General features: G+C 61.3%; 17 protein-coding genes. 10 read left to right on the top strand and 7 right to left on the bottom strand.

The window, feature by feature from the left end:
- Positions 1-499: 499 nt before the first annotated feature.
- Positions 500-2275, bottom strand: coding sequence for a recombinase family protein (locus tag ABD729_RS07165; RefSeq protein ID WP_344709471.1), 1776 nt, complete (start codon positions 2273-2275; stop codon positions 500-502).
- Between the two features lie 625 nt (positions 2276-2900).
- Here ABD729_RS07165 and ABD729_RS07160 point away from each other — a divergent pair.
- Complete coding sequence (locus tag ABD729_RS07160) at positions 2901-3413, top strand: hypothetical protein (RefSeq protein ID WP_344709470.1); 513 nt, start codon at positions 2901-2903, stop codon at positions 3411-3413.
- A gap of 83 nt (positions 3414-3496) precedes the next feature.
- Here the strand turns inward: ABD729_RS07160 and ABD729_RS07155 are convergent, their stop codons facing one another.
- Positions 3497-4801, bottom strand: coding sequence for an SLC13 family permease (locus tag ABD729_RS07155; protein WP_344709469.1), 1305 nt, complete (start codon positions 4799-4801; stop codon positions 3497-3499).
- 142 nt (positions 4802-4943) lie between these two features.
- Here ABD729_RS07155 and ABD729_RS07150 point away from each other — a divergent pair, with 142 nt between their 5' ends.
- The gene (locus ABD729_RS07150; RefSeq protein ID WP_344709468.1) at positions 4944-5816 is read left to right on the top strand and encodes a hypothetical protein; all 873 of its coding nucleotides are present in this window, start codon (positions 4944-4946) and stop codon (positions 5814-5816) included.
- Positions 5817-5845: 29 nt separating this feature from the next.
- Here the strand turns inward: ABD729_RS07150 and ABD729_RS07145 are convergent, their stop codons facing one another.
- Entirely contained in the window at positions 5846-6427 is a 582-nt protein-coding gene (locus tag ABD729_RS07145) for a DUF305 domain-containing protein (protein ID WP_344709467.1), read from the bottom strand.
- A 57-nt stretch (positions 6428-6484) separates the two neighbouring features.
- Positions 6485-6904 (bottom strand): cation:proton antiporter domain-containing protein, encoded by a 420-nt coding sequence (locus ABD729_RS07140; protein WP_344709466.1) that lies wholly within the window; start codon positions 6902-6904, stop codon positions 6485-6487.
- Between the two features lie 191 nt (positions 6905-7095).
- Here ABD729_RS07140 and ABD729_RS07135 point away from each other — a divergent pair, with 191 nt between their 5' ends.
- From ABD729_RS07135 to ABD729_RS07100, 8 genes are all read left to right on the top strand, one after another.
- Positions 7096-8067: a mechanosensitive ion channel family protein gene (locus ABD729_RS07135; protein WP_344709465.1), complete on the top strand. Its 972-nt coding sequence runs from the start codon at positions 7096-7098 to the stop codon at positions 8065-8067.
- A complete protein-coding gene (locus ABD729_RS07130; RefSeq protein WP_344709464.1) occupies positions 8064-8807 on the top strand; it encodes a hypothetical protein in 744 nt (247 codons plus the stop codon). The genes ABD729_RS07135 and ABD729_RS07130 overlap by 4 nt, the downstream gene beginning before the upstream one ends.
- Positions 8804-10156, top strand: coding sequence for a DUF2254 domain-containing protein (locus ABD729_RS07125; RefSeq protein ID WP_344709463.1), 1353 nt, complete (start codon positions 8804-8806; stop codon positions 10154-10156). Before ABD729_RS07130 ends, ABD729_RS07125 begins: the two co-directional genes overlap by 4 nt.
- 99 nt (positions 10157-10255) lie before the next feature.
- The gene (locus tag ABD729_RS07120) at positions 10256-11161 is read left to right on the top strand and encodes a L,D-transpeptidase family protein (RefSeq protein WP_344709462.1); all 906 of its coding nucleotides are present in this window, start codon (positions 10256-10258) and stop codon (positions 11159-11161) included.
- Between the two features lie 9 nt (positions 11162-11170).
- Positions 11171-11536 (top strand): YidH family protein, encoded by a 366-nt coding sequence (locus ABD729_RS07115; protein ID WP_344709461.1) that lies wholly within the window; start codon positions 11171-11173, stop codon positions 11534-11536.
- 142 nt (positions 11537-11678) lie between these two features.
- Positions 11679-12374, top strand: coding sequence for a trehalose-phosphatase (gene otsB, locus ABD729_RS07110; RefSeq protein ID WP_344709460.1), 696 nt, complete (start codon positions 11679-11681; stop codon positions 12372-12374).
- Positions 12371-14152, top strand: coding sequence for a glycoside hydrolase family 15 protein (locus ABD729_RS07105; RefSeq protein ID WP_344709459.1), 1782 nt, complete (start codon positions 12371-12373; stop codon positions 14150-14152). The genes otsB and ABD729_RS07105 overlap by 4 nt, the downstream gene beginning before the upstream one ends.
- The gene (locus tag ABD729_RS07100) at positions 14149-15528 is read left to right on the top strand and encodes an alpha,alpha-trehalose-phosphate synthase (UDP-forming) (protein ID WP_344709458.1); all 1380 of its coding nucleotides are present in this window, start codon (positions 14149-14151) and stop codon (positions 15526-15528) included. The genes ABD729_RS07105 and ABD729_RS07100 overlap by 4 nt, the downstream gene beginning before the upstream one ends.
- Before the next feature lie 84 nt (positions 15529-15612).
- Here ABD729_RS07100 and ABD729_RS07095 read toward each other — a convergent pair whose 3' ends face one another.
- The 3 genes from ABD729_RS07095 to ABD729_RS07085 are packed head-to-tail and all read right to left on the bottom strand — an operon-like array spanning position 15613 to position 17637.
- Positions 15613-16017, bottom strand: coding sequence for a DUF5681 domain-containing protein (locus tag ABD729_RS07095; protein ID WP_344709457.1), 405 nt, complete (start codon positions 16015-16017; stop codon positions 15613-15615).
- Positions 16018-16030: 13 nt separating this feature from the next.
- Positions 16031-16339, bottom strand: a complete 309-nt coding sequence (locus ABD729_RS07090; protein ID WP_344709456.1) for a hypothetical protein — start codon at positions 16337-16339, stop codon at positions 16031-16033.
- A complete protein-coding gene (locus ABD729_RS07085) occupies positions 16336-17637 on the bottom strand; it encodes a site-specific DNA-methyltransferase (RefSeq protein ID WP_344709455.1) in 1302 nt (433 codons plus the stop codon). Before ABD729_RS07085 ends, ABD729_RS07090 begins: the two co-directional genes overlap by 4 nt.
- Positions 17638-17788 lie beyond the last annotated feature (151 nt).

Genomic DNA, 17788 nt, shown 5'->3' with positions numbered 1-17788 from the left:
TCGCTGCACCACCTTCTGCAGAACCCTGCTTACATTGGTGAGGTGACGCACCGTGGCGAGCGGTTCCCGGGTCTTTCACGAGCCGATCGTCTCCAATATCGTCAGCGACGAGAAACATCTCTGCCTGTGTCGCCGTGCAACGAACCGTCTTGCCCAGACGAGCAACTCACAGCATTTATGGACCACGTGTGCAAGGCGCAGGGGCTTCTCTACCGACATCGCGACCTTTCCGTGGCGGAGCCTGCGTGGTCGGTAGGCAAGAAGCCCCTACACTTCTCGCGCCTGATCCGTCTCAATTATCTGGCACCGGATATTATCGCCGCGATAGTCGATGGACGTCGGCAGCTCGACTTACTCGCAAGGTGCTGATGAAGCAGGATCTTCCGCTCGATCGGGCGCTGCAGCGTAGGCAGCTGGGCTTCCATCCACTTCATATGATGCCCGAGCCACCGAACCCTGCTTAGGGGCTCCTCGATGAAATGAGGTAAGGCCTCTGCCATTAGGCAGTCGCAGCAGAAGCAGTTGAACGCACCGAAAGGTATGTCTTGTCTGTGGGCGGCGTAGGAAAGCCCAAAATGGCTCGCTGCTGATGCCAATCCGCAGGTAGAGGCGAATACAAAAGCTTCCACTCGGTGAGGTCAGAAGGCTGACGCCCGTCCATAATCGCTGCCTTGATATCAGGTGCCAGATAGTTGAGCCGCAACAGTCTTGAGAACTTGCTGGGAGTGAGTTTGAGCAACTGCGCATGCTTGTCCAAGTCTCGCGTGACGTCTTCCAGAAAGCTGACTTCCGCTTGCGCAGCCTTGTGCAAGAGCGTCACAAGGCGCTTGTTGAGACACTCACCGGGCCTGTGCTCATAAGGTAGGCCCAACTTAACCCGGTGCGGACCCAAGATCGTGTCTACCCGTAGAAGGTGCAGGTCGTTTTGTGATCTGGAGAGTTCTGGGACCGTGTTGAACAACCCTATGCCATTCCAGTTAAGGTATGCATCTAGGACGCGCAGGCTCACCCAGATACGGACCTCTGATTTAGCTACCTCGACCCGGCCGACCAGCCCTTCGAAGATCTGCCGGAGCTCTAGTCCTCCTGCGGCTGCGATCCTGTCCGCCGCGATGGGACCTAAGCGCTGCATCTCATACGCGAGATGCGGATCACCATACGCACGGCAGACAGCGTGTCGAAGCTTCTCGGTATCCCGAAGAAACGCCACGAGTGCACCAATAACCACTCCATCAACCTCAGCGCCCCTGATGCGAACGCGGTCACGCCTTTGTCCTTTTCGCAATTGCCTGCTGACCGTCTCATAATAGCGCTGAGGCCATCGCTTGCTGCCCCGCATCCGTGGCGCGAGAAGCCTGTCGGTCTCATCGAAAATAAGACCCGCGAGAGGGTGCACGCTGTAGTCTACCTTCCCGCTCTTCTTGGTACGCGTTGCAAGGACAACTTGTAATTGTTCCCATCGCTCAAGCGAGATGTAGGGCTCATGGCTCGCCCTGACCAACTCCCCATCCACGTATTGATAACCGGCGTATATTGGGTTGCGGAACATCTTCTGAGCCGAACCACCGTACCAGAGGGGCCGCCGACGTTTTGTCTTGAACCGGAAGGGAGAGACAAGCTTGCCCATTCCCTCTTGATCAAGCGCTCTCAGCAAGCCTGCAACACTCGGGTAATCGTCGAAGCGATCAAAGGCGGCCTGGACCAGTTCAGCCTCGCGGGGAATTTTCTCTAAGCGTCCCTTCTTCGAGACATAGCCAATCGGTGCCAAGCCACCGATGAAAAGGCCGCTCCGACGCATCGTGTTTTTCTTGTCGCGAATGCGATCTCCCATCATCTCGCGCTCAAACTGCGCGAAGGTGAGAAGGATGTTCAGCACCATCCTCCCCATGCTGTCTGACGTGTCGAAGGACTGCGTTACGCTAATGAAGGAGATGTCGAAGTGCTGAAACGCATCCATCAAACGGACGAAATCAGCTAGTGATCGAGTGAACCGGTCGATTTTGTAAAATACGATAGCATCTATGCGCCCTTCTCGAGCATCAGTGAGAAGCCGATGGAGTGCCGGCCGTTCCAGATTACCACCGGAGAACCCCTCATCATCATAGTACTGTGGCAACTCGACCCAGCCCTTGTGTGCTTGGCACTTGATGTAAGCGGAACACACCGCCCGTTGACCGGCGAGAGACGTCATCTCCTGGCCTGTCGGGCTCTCTGTACTCTTGCGCGTGTAGATCGCGCACCGAACCACATTCGACATCGAGGGAAGGTCTGGCATGCACCACCTCCTGCTGGAATGCATGCTACTCCTTCGAAGCGAGTCGTAAAAAGCGAAGGATTTCTCTTGCGCCGCCGCAAGGCTTGATCATCTTCAATGGAATGGAGAACTCAGAAGCTCTCGCACTTGCTGCCCTTTGGGGATCGATCCACAATCTCCGAGTGCTTGTGAATAGTGGCCTCGCAACTCCGGCCGACGTTGACTCGTTCGCGGAAGCCGTTCTCGAAGGCATAGGAGAAGGGTCAGAGACGGGCCTCGTTTGGGAACTCGAGCTCACTCCCTTGTTCGCGGAAATGAAGACTGCTGCCGCAGCGATGGCTCGCAAGCTAAAGGACGTCTAACCGATGAGCAGTATAGCTCCGCAATGGCTCGGCGCGAATCGTTGTAGGTAGCTGAACGAACGTCGGAGATCAGGCCGTGCTGACCCGAAAGCAGAAGGTCCGCTTTCCACCACGATCGGACGCTTAAGGGAGCCGGCCTATCGGCTGCAAGTGGCCGTACTCGGACTTTCCGGTCCTCGCGGAAAGCTAGGCTGACCGGACGTTCATTCACGAGCGCACACAGAACTTCAACTCCCTCTCTGCGTTACTGTCGTACACATAACAGATCGGGAGCTTCGGCAGTTATGCCCACCCACAAAGCCAAGCATGTTCTCATCTACGCCGCCATGCTCGCATCGAGCCCCGCACTGGGAGTTGTCCAGACGCCGCCAGCCATCGTTCCGGGTATGATGGTCGTCGACCCTAGCGGAGCAACCGTCGGAACGGTCTCGAGCGTCAAGGGGCAGGAACTGATTGTGAAAACTGACAAACACGAGGTACTCCTCCCAGTCACGTCCTTCACACCTAACGAGGGCAAGCTGTTGTTCGCACTATCTCAGGCGCAATTGAACGCGCAGACTGAGCAGGCAATCGCCGAGGCTAATGCCAGGCTCGTCGCCGGAACTTCAGTCTACGGCCAAGCCGGGACGCTTGCCGGCACGATTGAAGCGATCGATGACGCGACCGTGACCATCAAGCTTACCTCGGGATCGCTGATCCGCATTCCTCGCAACGGCATCGCGCCGGGGCCAAAAGGCGCCATCCTCGGGGTCAGCGCGGCCGAACTCCAAGCGCTTTCGGCTCAAGCGCAGAAGTAGCGCCATCCGCCGGGTTACGCCTTGTCTTGGCTAAGTGGGCGTGTAGCAGGGTCGCCCGGCGGATGATCCGAATTATAAGCGGCCTACAAGGGGAAGAAGGTAAGGATGGCTGCCATTCCGGCTGCCCAAGTGATGAGATTGAGCGGAAGGCCAACGCGAACGAAATCCATGTAGCTGTATTTGCCCAGCTGGTAGACGATGACGTTGGTCTGATAGCCAAATGGCGTCGCGAAGGCCGCGCTGGCCGCCATCATCACGGCGACCAAGAAGGGTCTTGGGCTCACACCTAGACTCTCTGCTAGCGCCACTGCGACGGGCGTGAAAAGAACGGCTACCGTGGCATTGGATAGCACCTCGGTCAGAAACAGGGTCGCACCATAAAACAGGGCGAGGGCGAGAACAGGTCCGAGCGGCTTTGACGCCCATACGAGGGCGTCGGACGCAGCGCTGGCAAGGCCGCTTTCCTCCAGCGCGATGCCAAGTACGACCATGCCGGCGATGAGGAGCAGGATCTCGGGCCGCAGGCCCTGATACGCTTCGTCAGCGCTGATCACGCGCAGCAAGATCAGCAACACCGCCCCCGCGAAGGCGGCCGCAGCGATAGGAGCGATGCCGACGCCCGCCGCGGCGATAACGCCGAGGAAGACCAGCATCGATAGAGCCGCACGGCGACGATCGAGATCAACATGCGGGCGAAACACTTCGGGCGCGCCGACTTGGGCGCCCGACATGTCGATAAGCTGATCTGCATCGTCGCGGGGTGGCTCGCTGGTGCTCGTCGCCCGGATGAGCCGACCGCTCAGCAGCAGGAGGTAAAGACCACCTGCCGCGGCGATGCAGAGGCCCACCGGGGTGATTTCGAAGAGGCCGAAGGTCGCCTGACCGGACACCCGCGCCATGTCGGCGACGAGGAGATTGGTCGAGGTACCGATAAGCGTACAGCAGCCGCCGAGGATGCACATGTAGGACAGGGGCATCAGAAAGCGCTTGGGGTCGAGATTTAGCTTTTCCGCGCTTTCCTTGATTACCGGTGCTGCAAGGACAACGATCGGCGTGTTGTTGAGAAAGGCCGAGGCCGTACCGCACAAACTAATGGTCAGCCATAATCCAAGCGCGCCAAGCTTTCGGCCCAAGTCGACCGCAGCAACGATCATCCGGTCCAGGAGACCGGACAGTTCCATCGCGTAAACGATGACAAATAGGGACGCGAGCGCGATCAACGCGGGGCTGGCGAAAGCTCCCTGAACCTCGCTTGGTCGCACCACGCCGCTGAACAAGAGCACCGCAGCGCCAGCAAGGGCGACGACATCCGATCGGACCTTGTCCCAGATCAGCGCCGCCACAACAGCCGCGAGCACGAGGAGGGTGACGAGTTGATCCGGCGTCATCGAGAGCCGCTTTGCGGCCTGCACGCCTGTTGTGGCAAGGAGAGATGAATGAAAGCGACAGTTGCCGCCGGGTCGGATGTGGACCAGCTACGAACGGAATGAGCGTGATCTTATGAATTGGCGAGCCCTCCTGGCAGGAGGCGTGTTTCTTGCGCTGCTGATCGCTGCGGTACTGATTGCGCGTCCCGGTACGAAGACGGTCGACGAGGTTTCGCCTCCGGCGCCCCGACCGGTGCAACCGGAACAGCCCACTACTCTTACGCCGCTTACCCGCGCCGACCTCATCGATGTGGCGGCAAGGGCGGCCGACGCGCATGCTCGGGGCGTCGCAATTGCCCCAGAGGACAACGCCTTGGTGGGCCGCCCGTTTACAGTGACGCTGCCGTTCGGCTGTGATGGACCGGCCGCGGCCGCTAGCGAGGCCCCGCTGCGCTGGAGCTACGATCCAGAGGCGGAAACCCTAAGGGTATGGGTGACCTCCAACATATGGACCGATGCCGCGCCAGTGCGGAAGGCAGCAGAAGGAATCGACTACGAGGCGGCCGAGGGATTCTGGATCGAGCGACCTTGGCTACGCAGTGGGGAGTGCCCCGTAACACCGCAGCTCAACGAAGCGGGCGCCGCTGCTCCGGGCGCTGCTGAGGGCAATGAGACAGCCGTGCAGGCCTCTTTGGACGAGACCGCAAGCCCGGGCGACAGCGAGACAGCGCTCGTTTCCGCTCGCCAGACCCTTGCGCTCGTGGAGCTGTTCGAACCCGGCTCGCGCCGGGCGGCCCGGCGCAACGGTCGACCTTACACAGTGGTCACCAAGCTCGCCCCGGACGCGATTGATCTCTCCAAAGGACTTCGCGTCGTGGTCACGGGCCGACTGGCGCGACTGACAGCGGGTGGGCCGGTCGCATGCGACGGCACGTTCATCAATGAGCGGCCGCTTTGCCTGATCGGCGTGGAAATCGACCGGGTGGCGATTACCGACGCATCGGGAGAACGGATTTTGGGTGAGTGGGGGAGCTAGCGTCGCTGACCGGGCGTTGCCGATCAACCCTAAAGCGGCTCCTGCTCGAGCAGGTCGCCGCTTCGCAGATCGTTCGCCTCTTTCCTTCCCGCAGGTGTCAGTACGGCAGCAGCGGCCGGTAAGGGACGGTTGCCCCTCAGTCCACTGCGCTCGATATCGGCGATGAGCGATTTCATCTCGGCGATTTCCTTGACCTGGTCGCGGGTGATGCGGTCGGCAAGATAGCGCACGCGCGGGTCACGAATGTCGGCTTCCCGCGAATTGTTGATGGCGATGGAATGATGCGGAATCATCGACTTCATGTAATCGACATCGCCGATCAGCGCCTGCGAACGGTTAATAGCAAGCAGGCCGATGCCACCGACGATCGCAATGGCGAGTACAGCGATCTTGAATGCCTGCGGCCGGTACATCGACCACATGAACGCCAGCATCACGGCCGTCATCACGCAGCCCATCACCAGTGACGACACCAGCCGCGTCATGCTGAATAGAGCATCCTCCCAGCGGTAGACCAGCTGATACATTAGGAAGAACATGATGACGGTGGACGTGACAATCATCGCCGCGAAACGGCCCCACCCCATTCCTTTGCCGGCGTGTTGATCCATTGCGCTGCTCCTTTGTCGAGCCAACGGGAGGCCGCGCCATAGGTTCACTTCGGCCGGTTAGGCCGCGGCTCGTTGCTTTCGATGTTCGATGACCCGCGCGATGGTGCCGCCCTGCACGATGACGGCGAACAGAACGACGAAATAAGTGGCGGTGAGGAGCAGGCTGCGCTCCTCGGTAAACGGGAGACTAAGCGCAAGGGCGACCGAGATGCCGCCGCGCAGGCCGCCCCAAATCAGGATCGGCGGAGCTAGCCGACCAAGATCGAGCAAAGGCCGCATGGCAGCAAGCGGTCCGAGCACCGACAGCGCCCGCGCAACCAGCAGTAACGGAATGGCGAGAACGCCGATCGCGATCGAGCCCGGCTCTAGGTGGATCGTGACAACCTCGAGGCCGATCAGCAGGAACAGGATCGCATTCAGAATGTCATCGATGAGCGACCAGAATTTGAGAAGGTAATCACGCGTCGTGTCGCTCATCGCATGCCTCGTCGGTTGCGGAAGTGAAGGCGCTGGTGCTCGAAACCACTGGCGACATCAGCGTGCTGATTGGCAACGACCTCGACGACCATCTGCTGGAAGGTGTTCGCGGCGCCTAAGTGCCATCGAGCTGCAGTGCGGCAGGAAACCAATTCCCTGGCTCGTCCGTCTCTTGAATCAGGAGGCGCAGATTGGCTGCAAACACCGCGCTCGAAGTGTTCGGGATCACGCTCGTCGGCGCGACCCCGGAAAACGGCAAGAAGCTTTTGCTCACCGTCGCTCTGGTCGCGCTGGTGCTGCTGTTCTCAGCCTTCGTGCGTCGCTTGCTGGCCCGCTCGCCCGGGGAGCAGCTCGGGTCGGGCAAGGTCCGCTTCTGGTTGCGTCAGGCCGTCGGGCTGGTCGCCGGTGCCGTTCTGGTGCTCGGCATTGTTTCCATCTGGTTCGACGACCCGGCTCGGCTGACCACCGGGCTTGGCCTTGTCACGGCTGGAATGGCCTTCGCACTCCAGCGCGTCATCACGGCGGTCGCAGGTTATTTCGTCATTCTGCGCGGCAAGACCTTTAACGTCGGTGACCGGATCGTCATGGGCGGGGTTCGCGGCGACGTGATCGCCTTATCTTTCATGCAGACCAAGATTCTCGAGATGGGGCAACCGCCGCCCGTCAACTCGGCCGAACCTGCCATGTGGGTGCATTCGCGGCAGTTCACCGGCCGCATTGTCACAGTCAGCAACGACAAGATCTTTGACGAACCGATCTACAACTACACCTATCATTTCCCCTACGTCTGGGAGGAAATTCGCCTTCCCGTCAGCTATCGCGACGATCGCGCGGCCGCGGAGACGATCCTCCTCGAGCCGGCGCAGCACCATGCGGTGCAGCAGCAGGACATCGAGCAGCACCACCTTGCACAGCTCGAGCGTCGCTATGGCATCCATATCGGCGACGTCGCGCCCAAGGTCTATTGGCGGCTGACCGACAATTGGCTGGAGCTGGCCGTTCGCTTCCTTTCGCCCGACCACGGCACCCGTGAAATCAAGGACGCGATGAGCCGTGAGATCCTCTCGCGACTGGACGCAGTAGGGATCGGCATCGCCTCCGCAACCTACGAGATCACCGGCCTGCCGGCGCTCACCGTCGAGCAGAAGGGCGTGTCGGCGTGAGCCTGACAACTCTGATCATCCTACTGACCGTTCTTGCCTTTGTGCTTGTGCATGTGTTCGGCGGGAAGCTCGCCTTTCTGTCGGGAACGCCGCGAAGCGTCTGGCTGTCGGCCGCCGGCGGGGTCTCGGTCGCCTATGTGTTCGTGCATCTGCTTCCCGAACTCGCCAAGCATCAGGAGGTGATCGGCGATCGCGCGCGCTCGGCGGGACTGCTCGGCGCGGTCGAGAGCCACGCCTATCTGATCGCCCTCTTCGGGCTCGGGCTGTTCTACGGAGTGGAGCGCTTCGCCCGCTCGGCCATGGGGGAGCGGCGACCGCAAGGCGAGGTAAGGTCCCCTAGCGTCTTCTGGGTGCACCTCGGTGCCTTTGCGCTCTACAACGTGCTGATCGGCTACCTGCTGCTGCACCGGGAGGAGAACGATCTTCGCGGGCTCATCGTCTACGCGGTGGCCATGAGCCTCCATTTCATTGTCAACGACCAAGGCCTGCGGCAGCAGCATGGCGAGACCTACCACCGCTATGGTCGTTGGATCCTTGCGGTCGCGCCCGTGGCTGGGCTGTTACTCGGCCTAACCACCAACGTGTCCGCGCTCCTGCTCAGCTCGCTATTTGCGGTCCTGGCCGGCGGAGTGATCTTGAATGTGCTGAAAGAGGAGCTCCCGGAAGACCGTCAGAGCCGCTTCTCAGCCTTCGCGCTCGGGGCCATCGCCTATTCCGCGTTGCTATTGCTGACCGCATGAACCGGCTCCGCGCCCATCTTAGCGCCATCCGGGCAAGCTACTGGTTCGTGCCGGGGCTGATGGCGTTATGCGGTATCCTGCTCGGCGGCTTCATGATCTGGGTCGATGCCAGTGTCGGCGCCAGCTGGATCGAAGGGCTGGGCTGGTATCAGCAGGTTCGCACCGACGGTGCCCGCGAAGTGCTGTCCACCATTGCCGGCTCGATGGTGACAGTTGCCGGCGTCGTCTTCTCGATCACCATCGTCGCCCTTTCCTATGCGTCGAGCCAATATGGTCCGCGCGTGCTCACCAACTTCATGAGCGATCGCGGCAATACCATCACGCTTGGGACCTTCATTGCCACCTTCCTCTACAGCCTGATGGTGCTGCGCACGATCCGCGGCGGCGAAGAAGACTTCGTGCCGCAGTATTCGGTAATCGTGGCATTGCTGCTGGCTGTGTGCTCGATTGGCGTGCTGATCTTCTTCATCCACCATGTCCTGCAGAGCATCCACATTAACCATGTGGTGGAAAGGATCGGCCGCCGACTGATCGAGGACGCAACGCTCCGCTTTCCCCGACTGATCGGCGAAGCGCCTAAGGCTCAACACGAGCCCCCGGCCTCTCTCAGCGGTGAGGTTGCGGTGACTGCCAGCGACCGAACCGGTTACATCCAATCGCTCGACGGCGATCGACTCGTCGAGATCGCAAGGCAGGTCGACGTGCTGATCAGGCTTCGCTACCGACCCGGCGATTTCGTCATGGAAGGGCGCGGACTGGCAGACATCGCACCGGAGGCGAACTGGTCGGAGGACTGCCACAATCAGCTTCGTGGCTGCTTCACCGTTGGAGCCAAGCGGACTCCAGACAGCGACCTCATGTTCCTCGTCAGCGAGCTGGTGGAGATTGCCGCGCGCGCTCTGTCGCCAGGAGTGAACGATCCGATGACGGCGGTCACCTGCCTCGACTGGCTGGGTGCCGGCGGCACCGAGTTTGCAACCCGCGAGTTGCCGGGCGCGGTTCGATTGGATGCTGATGGAGTGGCGCGCCTGATCGCCTTCGCCGACGACTTCGGCTTCTTTGTAGACCGCAGCTTCGGTCGCTTGCGCCAATATGCGGCGGCCGACACGATTGCCGCGCTACACTTCCTGCGAGTGCTTGGGGAGGTTGCCGCCGCATGCCGCCGGCCTGACCAGATCGACCGGCTTCGCGCCGAGGCATTCGCCTTCGCCGAGCTTGCCCGAGAGCGGCTCGAGGGAGCCAATGGCCGTGAGGTGCAGGAGCGCGCGACGGCCCTGCAGGCACTGCTGTCGCGCGGTGCTGGTGCGATCGACGCGCGGCAGGCTGCCTGGCTGGGCGGAAGCGCCTAAGCGCTGAGCATCAACACAGAACGGTCTGCCTCGCTGAGCGTTGTCAGTGCAGAGGTTTGCGCACTCCGCGCGCCATTCCAGCATCAACGGAGACCGTCAGTGCTTTCTCGTCTTGCGCTTGCCGCTGCTGCACTTGCAGCGGCGGCGAGCACCCCCGCCGCAGCCCAGCAATCCTCGCTCGACCGGGTGCTCGAAGCCCAGATACTGCTCGACCGCCAGCATCACTCGCCAGGAGTGATCGACGGCCGGCAGGGAAGCAATACGCGACGCGCCGTTCGCGCGTTCGAGGCGCAGCAGGGCCTACCCGTCGATGGAAAGCTTGATCCCGAAGTGATGTCCCGCCTTCGTGCCTCGTCAGCAGAGCCCCTGCTGATTGCCTATACGATCACCGAAAGCGACGTCGCGAACTTGGTCGACGTGCCGCCCGGCATGACAGCTCAGGCCTCGCTTGACCATCTCGGCTACGAGACCGCGTCCGAGGCTCTGGCCGAAAGATTTCACATGAGCGAGGCTTTTCTCAAGCGGCTCAATGCCGGGGCAACCTATGCGGCTGGAGAGACGATCAAGGTGGTCCGCCCGCGCTCCACCGAGATAGCAGAGCAGGTCGCGCGGATCGAGGTCGACAAAGGTCGCTCCGAAGTGCGGGCCTTCGGTGCGGCGGGAACGCTGCTCGCCACCTATCCGGGCACCATCGGCAGCGATCGCTTTCCCTCGCCAAGCGGAAGCATGGAAGTGCGTGCCGTCGCGCCCGCGCCTGCCTACTATTTCGACCCTTCAGGTCGCGATTGGGGACCCGACAAACGCCTGACCATTGCTGCGGGACCGAACAATCCGGTTGGCGGCACCTGGATCGACCTTACCAAGGAGGGCTACGGCATCCATGGATCGCCGGACCCCCGGCTGATCGGCAAGACCGCCAGCCACGGCTGCGTTCGCCTTACCAACTGGGACGCCGCCGAGCTCGGCAAGGCGGTGAAGCAAGGCACCGCCGTGGTCTTCGAGTAAGCCGCCCACATGTCCTCATCCGACGCCCCCTCTCGCAGCGATCTTGCCGAAGATCGCACGATCCTTGCCAACGAGAGAACCTTCGGCAGCTGGATGCGCACCAGTCTTGCCTGCATCGCCATCGGGGTCGGCTTCAAGGGCTTGTTCCCGAGCATGGAGCCATCTTGGGTGCCACGCGCGATTGCGACCGGTTTTCTGGTTCTTGCGGTGATTGTGATCGTGGCGGCAGAGAGGCGCGCATCGGCCGTCCTTGCACGGCTGGATTCGCACGTTGTACTCGCCACTAAGGGCCTCAATCTGCGCCTTTTTGCCTGGCTCATCGCCTTGGGTGCAAGTGCCCTCACGTTGGCGATCTGGACGACGCGGATCGGATAGAGGTTGTGGTGGAGCTTTGCACAAAGGAACAGCGCCGATACGACCTCGTTAGTCAGATACCCGACGCATTCGGTCGCCAACTCATGTACCGCACCTTTGCAGCGCGAGGATCATGCCGTTACCCGTTCCACCGCCGAGTTTGTTGAACAACGCCGTCCTTTTTCTTGATTTCGACGGCACTCTTGTTCCGATTGCGGATCGCCCCGACGCCATCTCTGTCGCGCCCTCACTCTTGCCGCTGCTGGAGCAGCTTCAGGTGAAGCTCGAGGGACGCGTAGTCTTGCTTAGCGGACGAGCAACGGCGGATGTCCGGCGATGGCTGAACCCAAGCAACGTGCGAGTGGTCGGAAGTCATGGGCTGGAGCGCGACGGCGCTGCGCCCCGGCGCTCGGCGGCGTTCGACGAATGCCTACCCTACCTGCGTGAGGTACAAGTGCAGCATGCGGGCGTGATCGTGGAAGAAAAACCGTTCGGGGCAGCGATCCATTTTCGCGAAGCACCCGACGCCGAAGCCGCGTGCCATGCAGCCGCTGTGCACGTCGCGGCAACCACCGATATGCGGGTCTTACCGGGCAAGATGGTGTTTGAAATCAAGCCTGCTGACGGCAACAAGGGCACTGCCATCGTGGCCATGATGAAGGAACCTGCCTTCACCCTCCGCAAACCCGTGTTCATCGGTGATGACGTCACCGATGAATATGGTTTTGCCGCCGTTCGCGATCTTGGCGGGGCGGGCATCCTCGTCGGGCCGGAACGGGAGACGGCCGCGCTGTTCGGGCTGGAGGCTGTCGATCAGGTTCACCGCTGGCTGACCCAGGCGTGCGAGGAAACGGCATGAGTACGCTGGACCTTTGGCCGATCGGCAATTGCCAGGTCAGCGCCTTACTCGACCGCGCTGGCACAATGGTCTGGGCCTGCGTCCCCCGGGTCGATGGCGATCCCTTATTCTCCAGCCTGCTCGGCGGAGAGGAGCGGGCTCGCGGCTTATGGGCGATCGATCTCGACGGGGAGGTGAGCGTCAAGCAATCCTACCAGCGTAACACACCTATTCTCGTCACCCGGAAGATCGATGACGCAGGCAATGTCATCGAGATCGTGGATTTTTGCCCTCGCTTCCAACGCCTTGGTCGCGCCTATCGTCCAGTCGCCTATGTCCGCATGGTCCGCCCGGTCAGTGGCAGCCCACGTATACGGGTACGGCTTCGCCCGACCCAGAGTTGGGGCGAGGCGGCCGAGCCGCTACCCGGCGGCTCCAACCATATTCGTTACGATCTTCCGGCCCTGCCGATGCGCCTCACGACCGACGCGCCGGTTACTCTGGTGCGTGAGGAACGGATGTTTAGACTGGAGCGGCCACTAGTCTTCTTCTTTGGACCCGACGAGCCTTTTACCGATGACCTATCGCGGGCCGCCAACGACATGCTTCGCAGCACGGCAGCGGAATGGCAGGAGTGGGTGCGCGGCCTCGCGACGCCGGTGGAATGGCAGGATGCCGTCATTCGCGCTGCCATCAGCCTCAAGCTCTGTCAGCACGAGGAGACTGGCGCGATTGTCGCGGCGCTTACGACGTCTATCCCCGAGCATGCCGGATCGCAGCGCAACTGGGATTATCGCTACTGCTGGATCCGCGACGCTTATTACACGGTGCAGGCGCTGAACCGCCTCGGCGCGCTCGATGTACTCGAAGGTTATCTAAGCTACCTCCGCAACATCGTCGACGAAGCCAGAGGCGGTCACATTCAGCCGCTTTACGGCCTCAGCGGCGAGGCCCGGCTGGAAGAGCGCATTGAGGAGGGGCTCGCCGGCTATCGAGGCATGGGCCCGGTCCGTGTCGGCAACCAGGCCTACGAGCAAGTCCAGCACGACGCGTACGGGCAGATCGTTCTGTCCAACGTCCAAGCCTTTTTCGACCAACGCCTTTTCCGCATGGCGACCGAAGAAGATTTTGCCGCGCTCGAGAAGGTCGGTGATCGCGCCTTCGACCTGTTCGATCAGCCTGACGCGGGGCTGTGGGAGCTTCGCACCCGCAAGCACGTCCATACCTACTCGGCAGCAATGTGCTGGGCGGCGTGCGATCGCCTCGCCCGCGCCGCAGAAGCGCTTGGTCTGGAGGACCGCGCAGGCCACTGGTCGGAGCGTGCGGCGACGGTCCGAGGCCGGATCGAGAAAGCCGCCTGGCGCGAGGATAGCCAGCGCATTTCCGCCACCTTCGAGGGAGACGACCTCGACGCCAGCCTGATCCAGCTCCTCGACCTTCGCTTCTTCACCCCCGACGATCCTCGCTTCAGCGGGACATTAAAGGCTGTGGAAGAAGGGCTGCGGCGCGGTTCGCACATGCTGCGTTACGCGACCGAGGACGACTTCGGGCTCCCCGAAACCGCCTTCAACGTCTGCACATTCTGGCTGATCGAAGCGCTTAAGGCGACCGGGCGCGAAGCCGACGCGCGCGCCTTGTTCGAAGAAATGCTTTCGCGCCGCACCTCCGCCGGATTGCTGTCGGAAGACATCGATCCGCAAACGGGCGAACTCTGGGGCAATTACCCGCAAACCTACTCGCTGGTCGGCACCATCAATTGCGCCGTCCTCCTCAGCAAACCATGGAGCTCGGTGCGATGAGCCGGCTGATCGTCATCTCGAACCGCGTGTCGGCCGCCACCGGCGGCGCGGCCGGCGCGCAGGGCGGCCTGTCCGTCGCCCTGACGTCGGCCCTGCGGGAAAGCGGCGGCCTGTGGTTCGGTTGGTCGGGCGAAGTTACCGACCAGTTTACCGGCCAAATAAGCTTTCACCGCGAGGACGGGGTCACCACCGCGACTGTCGATCTCGAGGAGCAGGACGTCGAGGAATATTACAACGGATACGCCAATCGGACGCTCTGGCCGCTATTCCATTATCGCATCGATCTAGCCGAATACGAACGCGGTTTTGCCGGTGGCTACCAGCGCGCCAACGAGCGCTTCGCCGAGACCGTCCTGCCGCTGATCGAGCCCGACGACACGGTTTGGGTGCAAGACTACCATATGATCCCGCTCGGGCAGGAGCTTCGTAAGCGCGGCTGCAAGAACCGGATCGGCTTCTTCCTCCATACGCCATGGCCGCCGCGGCGCCTGTTGTTGACGCTGCCCGAAGCATCCGACCTCGTCGCAACTCTGTTCGCCTATGACGTCATAGGCTTCCACACCGACGAATGGCTACAGTCCTTCGTCGACTTCGTGGTTCTGGAAAGTGGCGGCGTGTTCGAGGACAGCATTCTCCGGCTCGAGGGTCGCCAGATCCGCTTGATCACCTGCCCGATCGGTATCGACAGTGACGAGTTTGCGACATTGGCCAAGGGCGAGGAAGCCCGGAAGACCTTTCATCAGATGCGTGAAAGCGCCGGCGGCCGGGCCATGATGGTCGGGGTCGATCGGCTCGATTATTCGAAGGGGCTGGAAGAGCGCTTCCTCGGCTATGAGCGCTTCCTCATCGAGAACCCCGAAGAGCGAAAGGAGGTCTTCCTCCTCCAGATAGCTCCACCATCGAGGGTCACGGTGGAAAGCTATCAGCGAATTCGGAGCAGCCTAGAAGGGCTGTCAGGTCGCATCAACGGCGCCCATGCCGATTTCGACTGGGTGCCCATCCGCTACGTCAATCAGGGTTATCCCCGCGCCGTCCTAGCCGGCATCTACCGGGCAGCGCGGATCGCGCTGGTGACGCCTATCCGTGACGGTATGAATTTGGTGGCGAAGGAATTCGTCGCCGCACAGGATCCCGACGATCCCGGCGTCCTCATTCTTTCGCGCTTCGCCGGTGCCGCCGCGCAGCTCACCGAAGCGCTGTTGGTCAATCCCTACAGCGCCGAGGAGATGTCCGACGCTATCCGCAGCGCGCTAGCCATGCCGCAGGCCGAACGAATCCGCCGGTGGCAGGCCATGTTCAACGTGATCTGCGAGCAGGATGTCCTCTGGTGGCGGCGCCGATTTACCGATGCCTTGGAACGAAGCACCAGCGTGTAGTGCAATCAGATGCGAGGGTCCTTATGTCCGCTCTCGGTCACGATGATCATACAGCGCAACGTCGGGAAGGGGCGCAAAGCGGACTTACTCCTTCAAGTCATCAAGGCGCATTCCCGTTCGGCCGTCGACCCTGAAGACTTGGCTTTCGCAATCCGGATCACCGATCTGCATCCAGGTCTCTTCCCATTCCACCGGGTCCTCCTGAGCCAACAGAAAGTCAGCCAAGGCTCTTGAGACGCTAGCGTTGCCCCGTTCGGCGAGCTGAAAGGCAATCAGAACCAGCAGCTCTGCCCTAGTGCACCACCGCGCCTTGCCTCCGATCTCAACCCGCAACTCTTCTCGCAAGATCATTGCGAGCAACTGCGCCCTGCTCTTGGGCTTCGCTGATTTTGGCTTGCGTGGTGGTGGCTTCTGACCCGGTTTAAACTGATGCTCGACCGGCGGTCGCTTGTAGCCAACGTCTCGGCGCTTCTTCTGGTAGGCCGGCATGAGCCCCTCCCCCTCAAGCGATCGCAAGCGCGCCGCCAATGTGAATGACCGTAATGGTGGGTGACTTTGCGGCGAGGCCCGGATCCTTGGCCATCATCTGCAGGAGCTTGATGAGCTCCCTAGTCTTCTGCGAAGCTGCTCGGTCGACCATGGCACGGAGAAGCGCCTCGACCCGTGTGATGGTTACGTCCTTGCCGTCAATCTTGCCCCGTCTAGGCTCGTCAGCAATCAGCGTTAGAAGGTCACCGAACCCTCCGTAATCTACTGTCTTGGCGTTGTGAGGCTTCCGGGCAGCACCGTGCCGGCGTCGTGTCTTCGTCATGCTCGGCCCTCCCTTTCGACTTGGGCGAACGAGCGACCATCGTTGAACAGAACGGCTTTCCCGCCGGTGTCAGCCTCCCAACGGCGAACAATTAGGTCCACGTACGCCGGATCGAGTTCCATCAAACGAGCGCATCGGCCGGTACGCTCAGCAGCGATGAGGGTGGAGCCTGAGCCGCCAAAGCAGTCGAGAACCACTCCTCCCTTTTTTGAGCAATCCTTGAGCGCTTCGCCGATCATCGCCACGGGCTTCACCGTGGGATGCATGCCAAGCTCGTCTGATCGACCTGGTGACCAGCCCGCCAGACCAGGATGGTCCCACACATTCGTGCGGCTTCGGCCTTTCTCTCCCAGCCCGAAGTTGTTGATGTGTCGTGCAGACCCCTTCTTCATGACCCAGATGAGCTCGTGCTGGGATCGATAGAAGGTGCCCATGCCAGCCGATTGCTTGTTCCAGCAGATGAGGTTCTTCATCTCGGCATACTGAGCCGTAGCCGCGGTCATCTCCGAAAGATGCCGCCAATCCATGAAGAGGTAATGGATCGAGCCATCGGCACTAAACTCTATGAGATGGCCGAAGGCACTTGTGAGAAAGATCGTGAAGTCGTCCTTCGTCATCTCACCTGAGGCCATGACAAACTCGCGGTGCTTGCCGCGGCCCGCGACATTTCCGTTGATCTTCACGTTGTAGGGCGGGTCGGTGAGTACGAGCTGAGCCCGCTCCTGACCCATAAGTGTCTCGAAGCTGCTCTTCTCGAGAGCGTTGCCGCAAAGAACCTTGTGCTTGCCCAAGCACCACAGGTCACCAACGCGGGTCACAGCTTCACCGTCACCGGGCGCCGTGACCTCGTCCTCGCCGCAGGAGGTCAGCCCGTCGATCATGATCTCGATGTCGTCCAAGCTGAAGCCGGTGTTGCTAATGTCGAACGAAGGATCGAGCAGGCGAATGGCTTCGTGCTCTAGGGCAAGGATCTTGCGATCCCAACCACCCGCAATCTCGTTCATGCGGTTATCTGCGATGATGTAGGCGCGCTTTTGAGCGGCAGTCATGTGGGCAATGCAAATGGTTGGTACCTGGGGCATGCCCAAGAGCATGGCAGCAGCAAGCCGGGCATGTCCGGCAATGACGCCACGCTGCTCATCTACAAGGATGGGGTTGGTCCATCCGTATGTCTGAATGCTCTTCGCAACAGCACGCACCTGCGCGGGCGTGTGGGTGCGAGCGTTCCGGTCGTATGGCTTCAGATCAGATGGGCTCTTGTACACGACGCCTAGCCGGGCGGAGTTTTGAACTGTCATAAGCGGCTCCCTTGTTGGCACGCCCAAGGACGTGACCTCGCGAATGGGCGGGCCCGCCGCGGAGGCAGGGACTTCAAGAGCAGCCACTCACTTTCCCCGTAGTGTCAGCGCTAAAAAAATTTTGTGCCCGCCGATGGGGCTCGTTTTTCGA

Origin of the sequence: Sphingomonas humi (genome assembly GCF_039536725.1) — a bacterium.
Lineage (GTDB): Bacteria > Pseudomonadota > Alphaproteobacteria > Sphingomonadales > Sphingomonadaceae > Sphingomicrobium > Sphingomicrobium humi.
The sequence above is the reverse complement of the archived record's forward strand: the minus strand, read 5'-3'. Positions and strand labels throughout refer to the sequence as shown.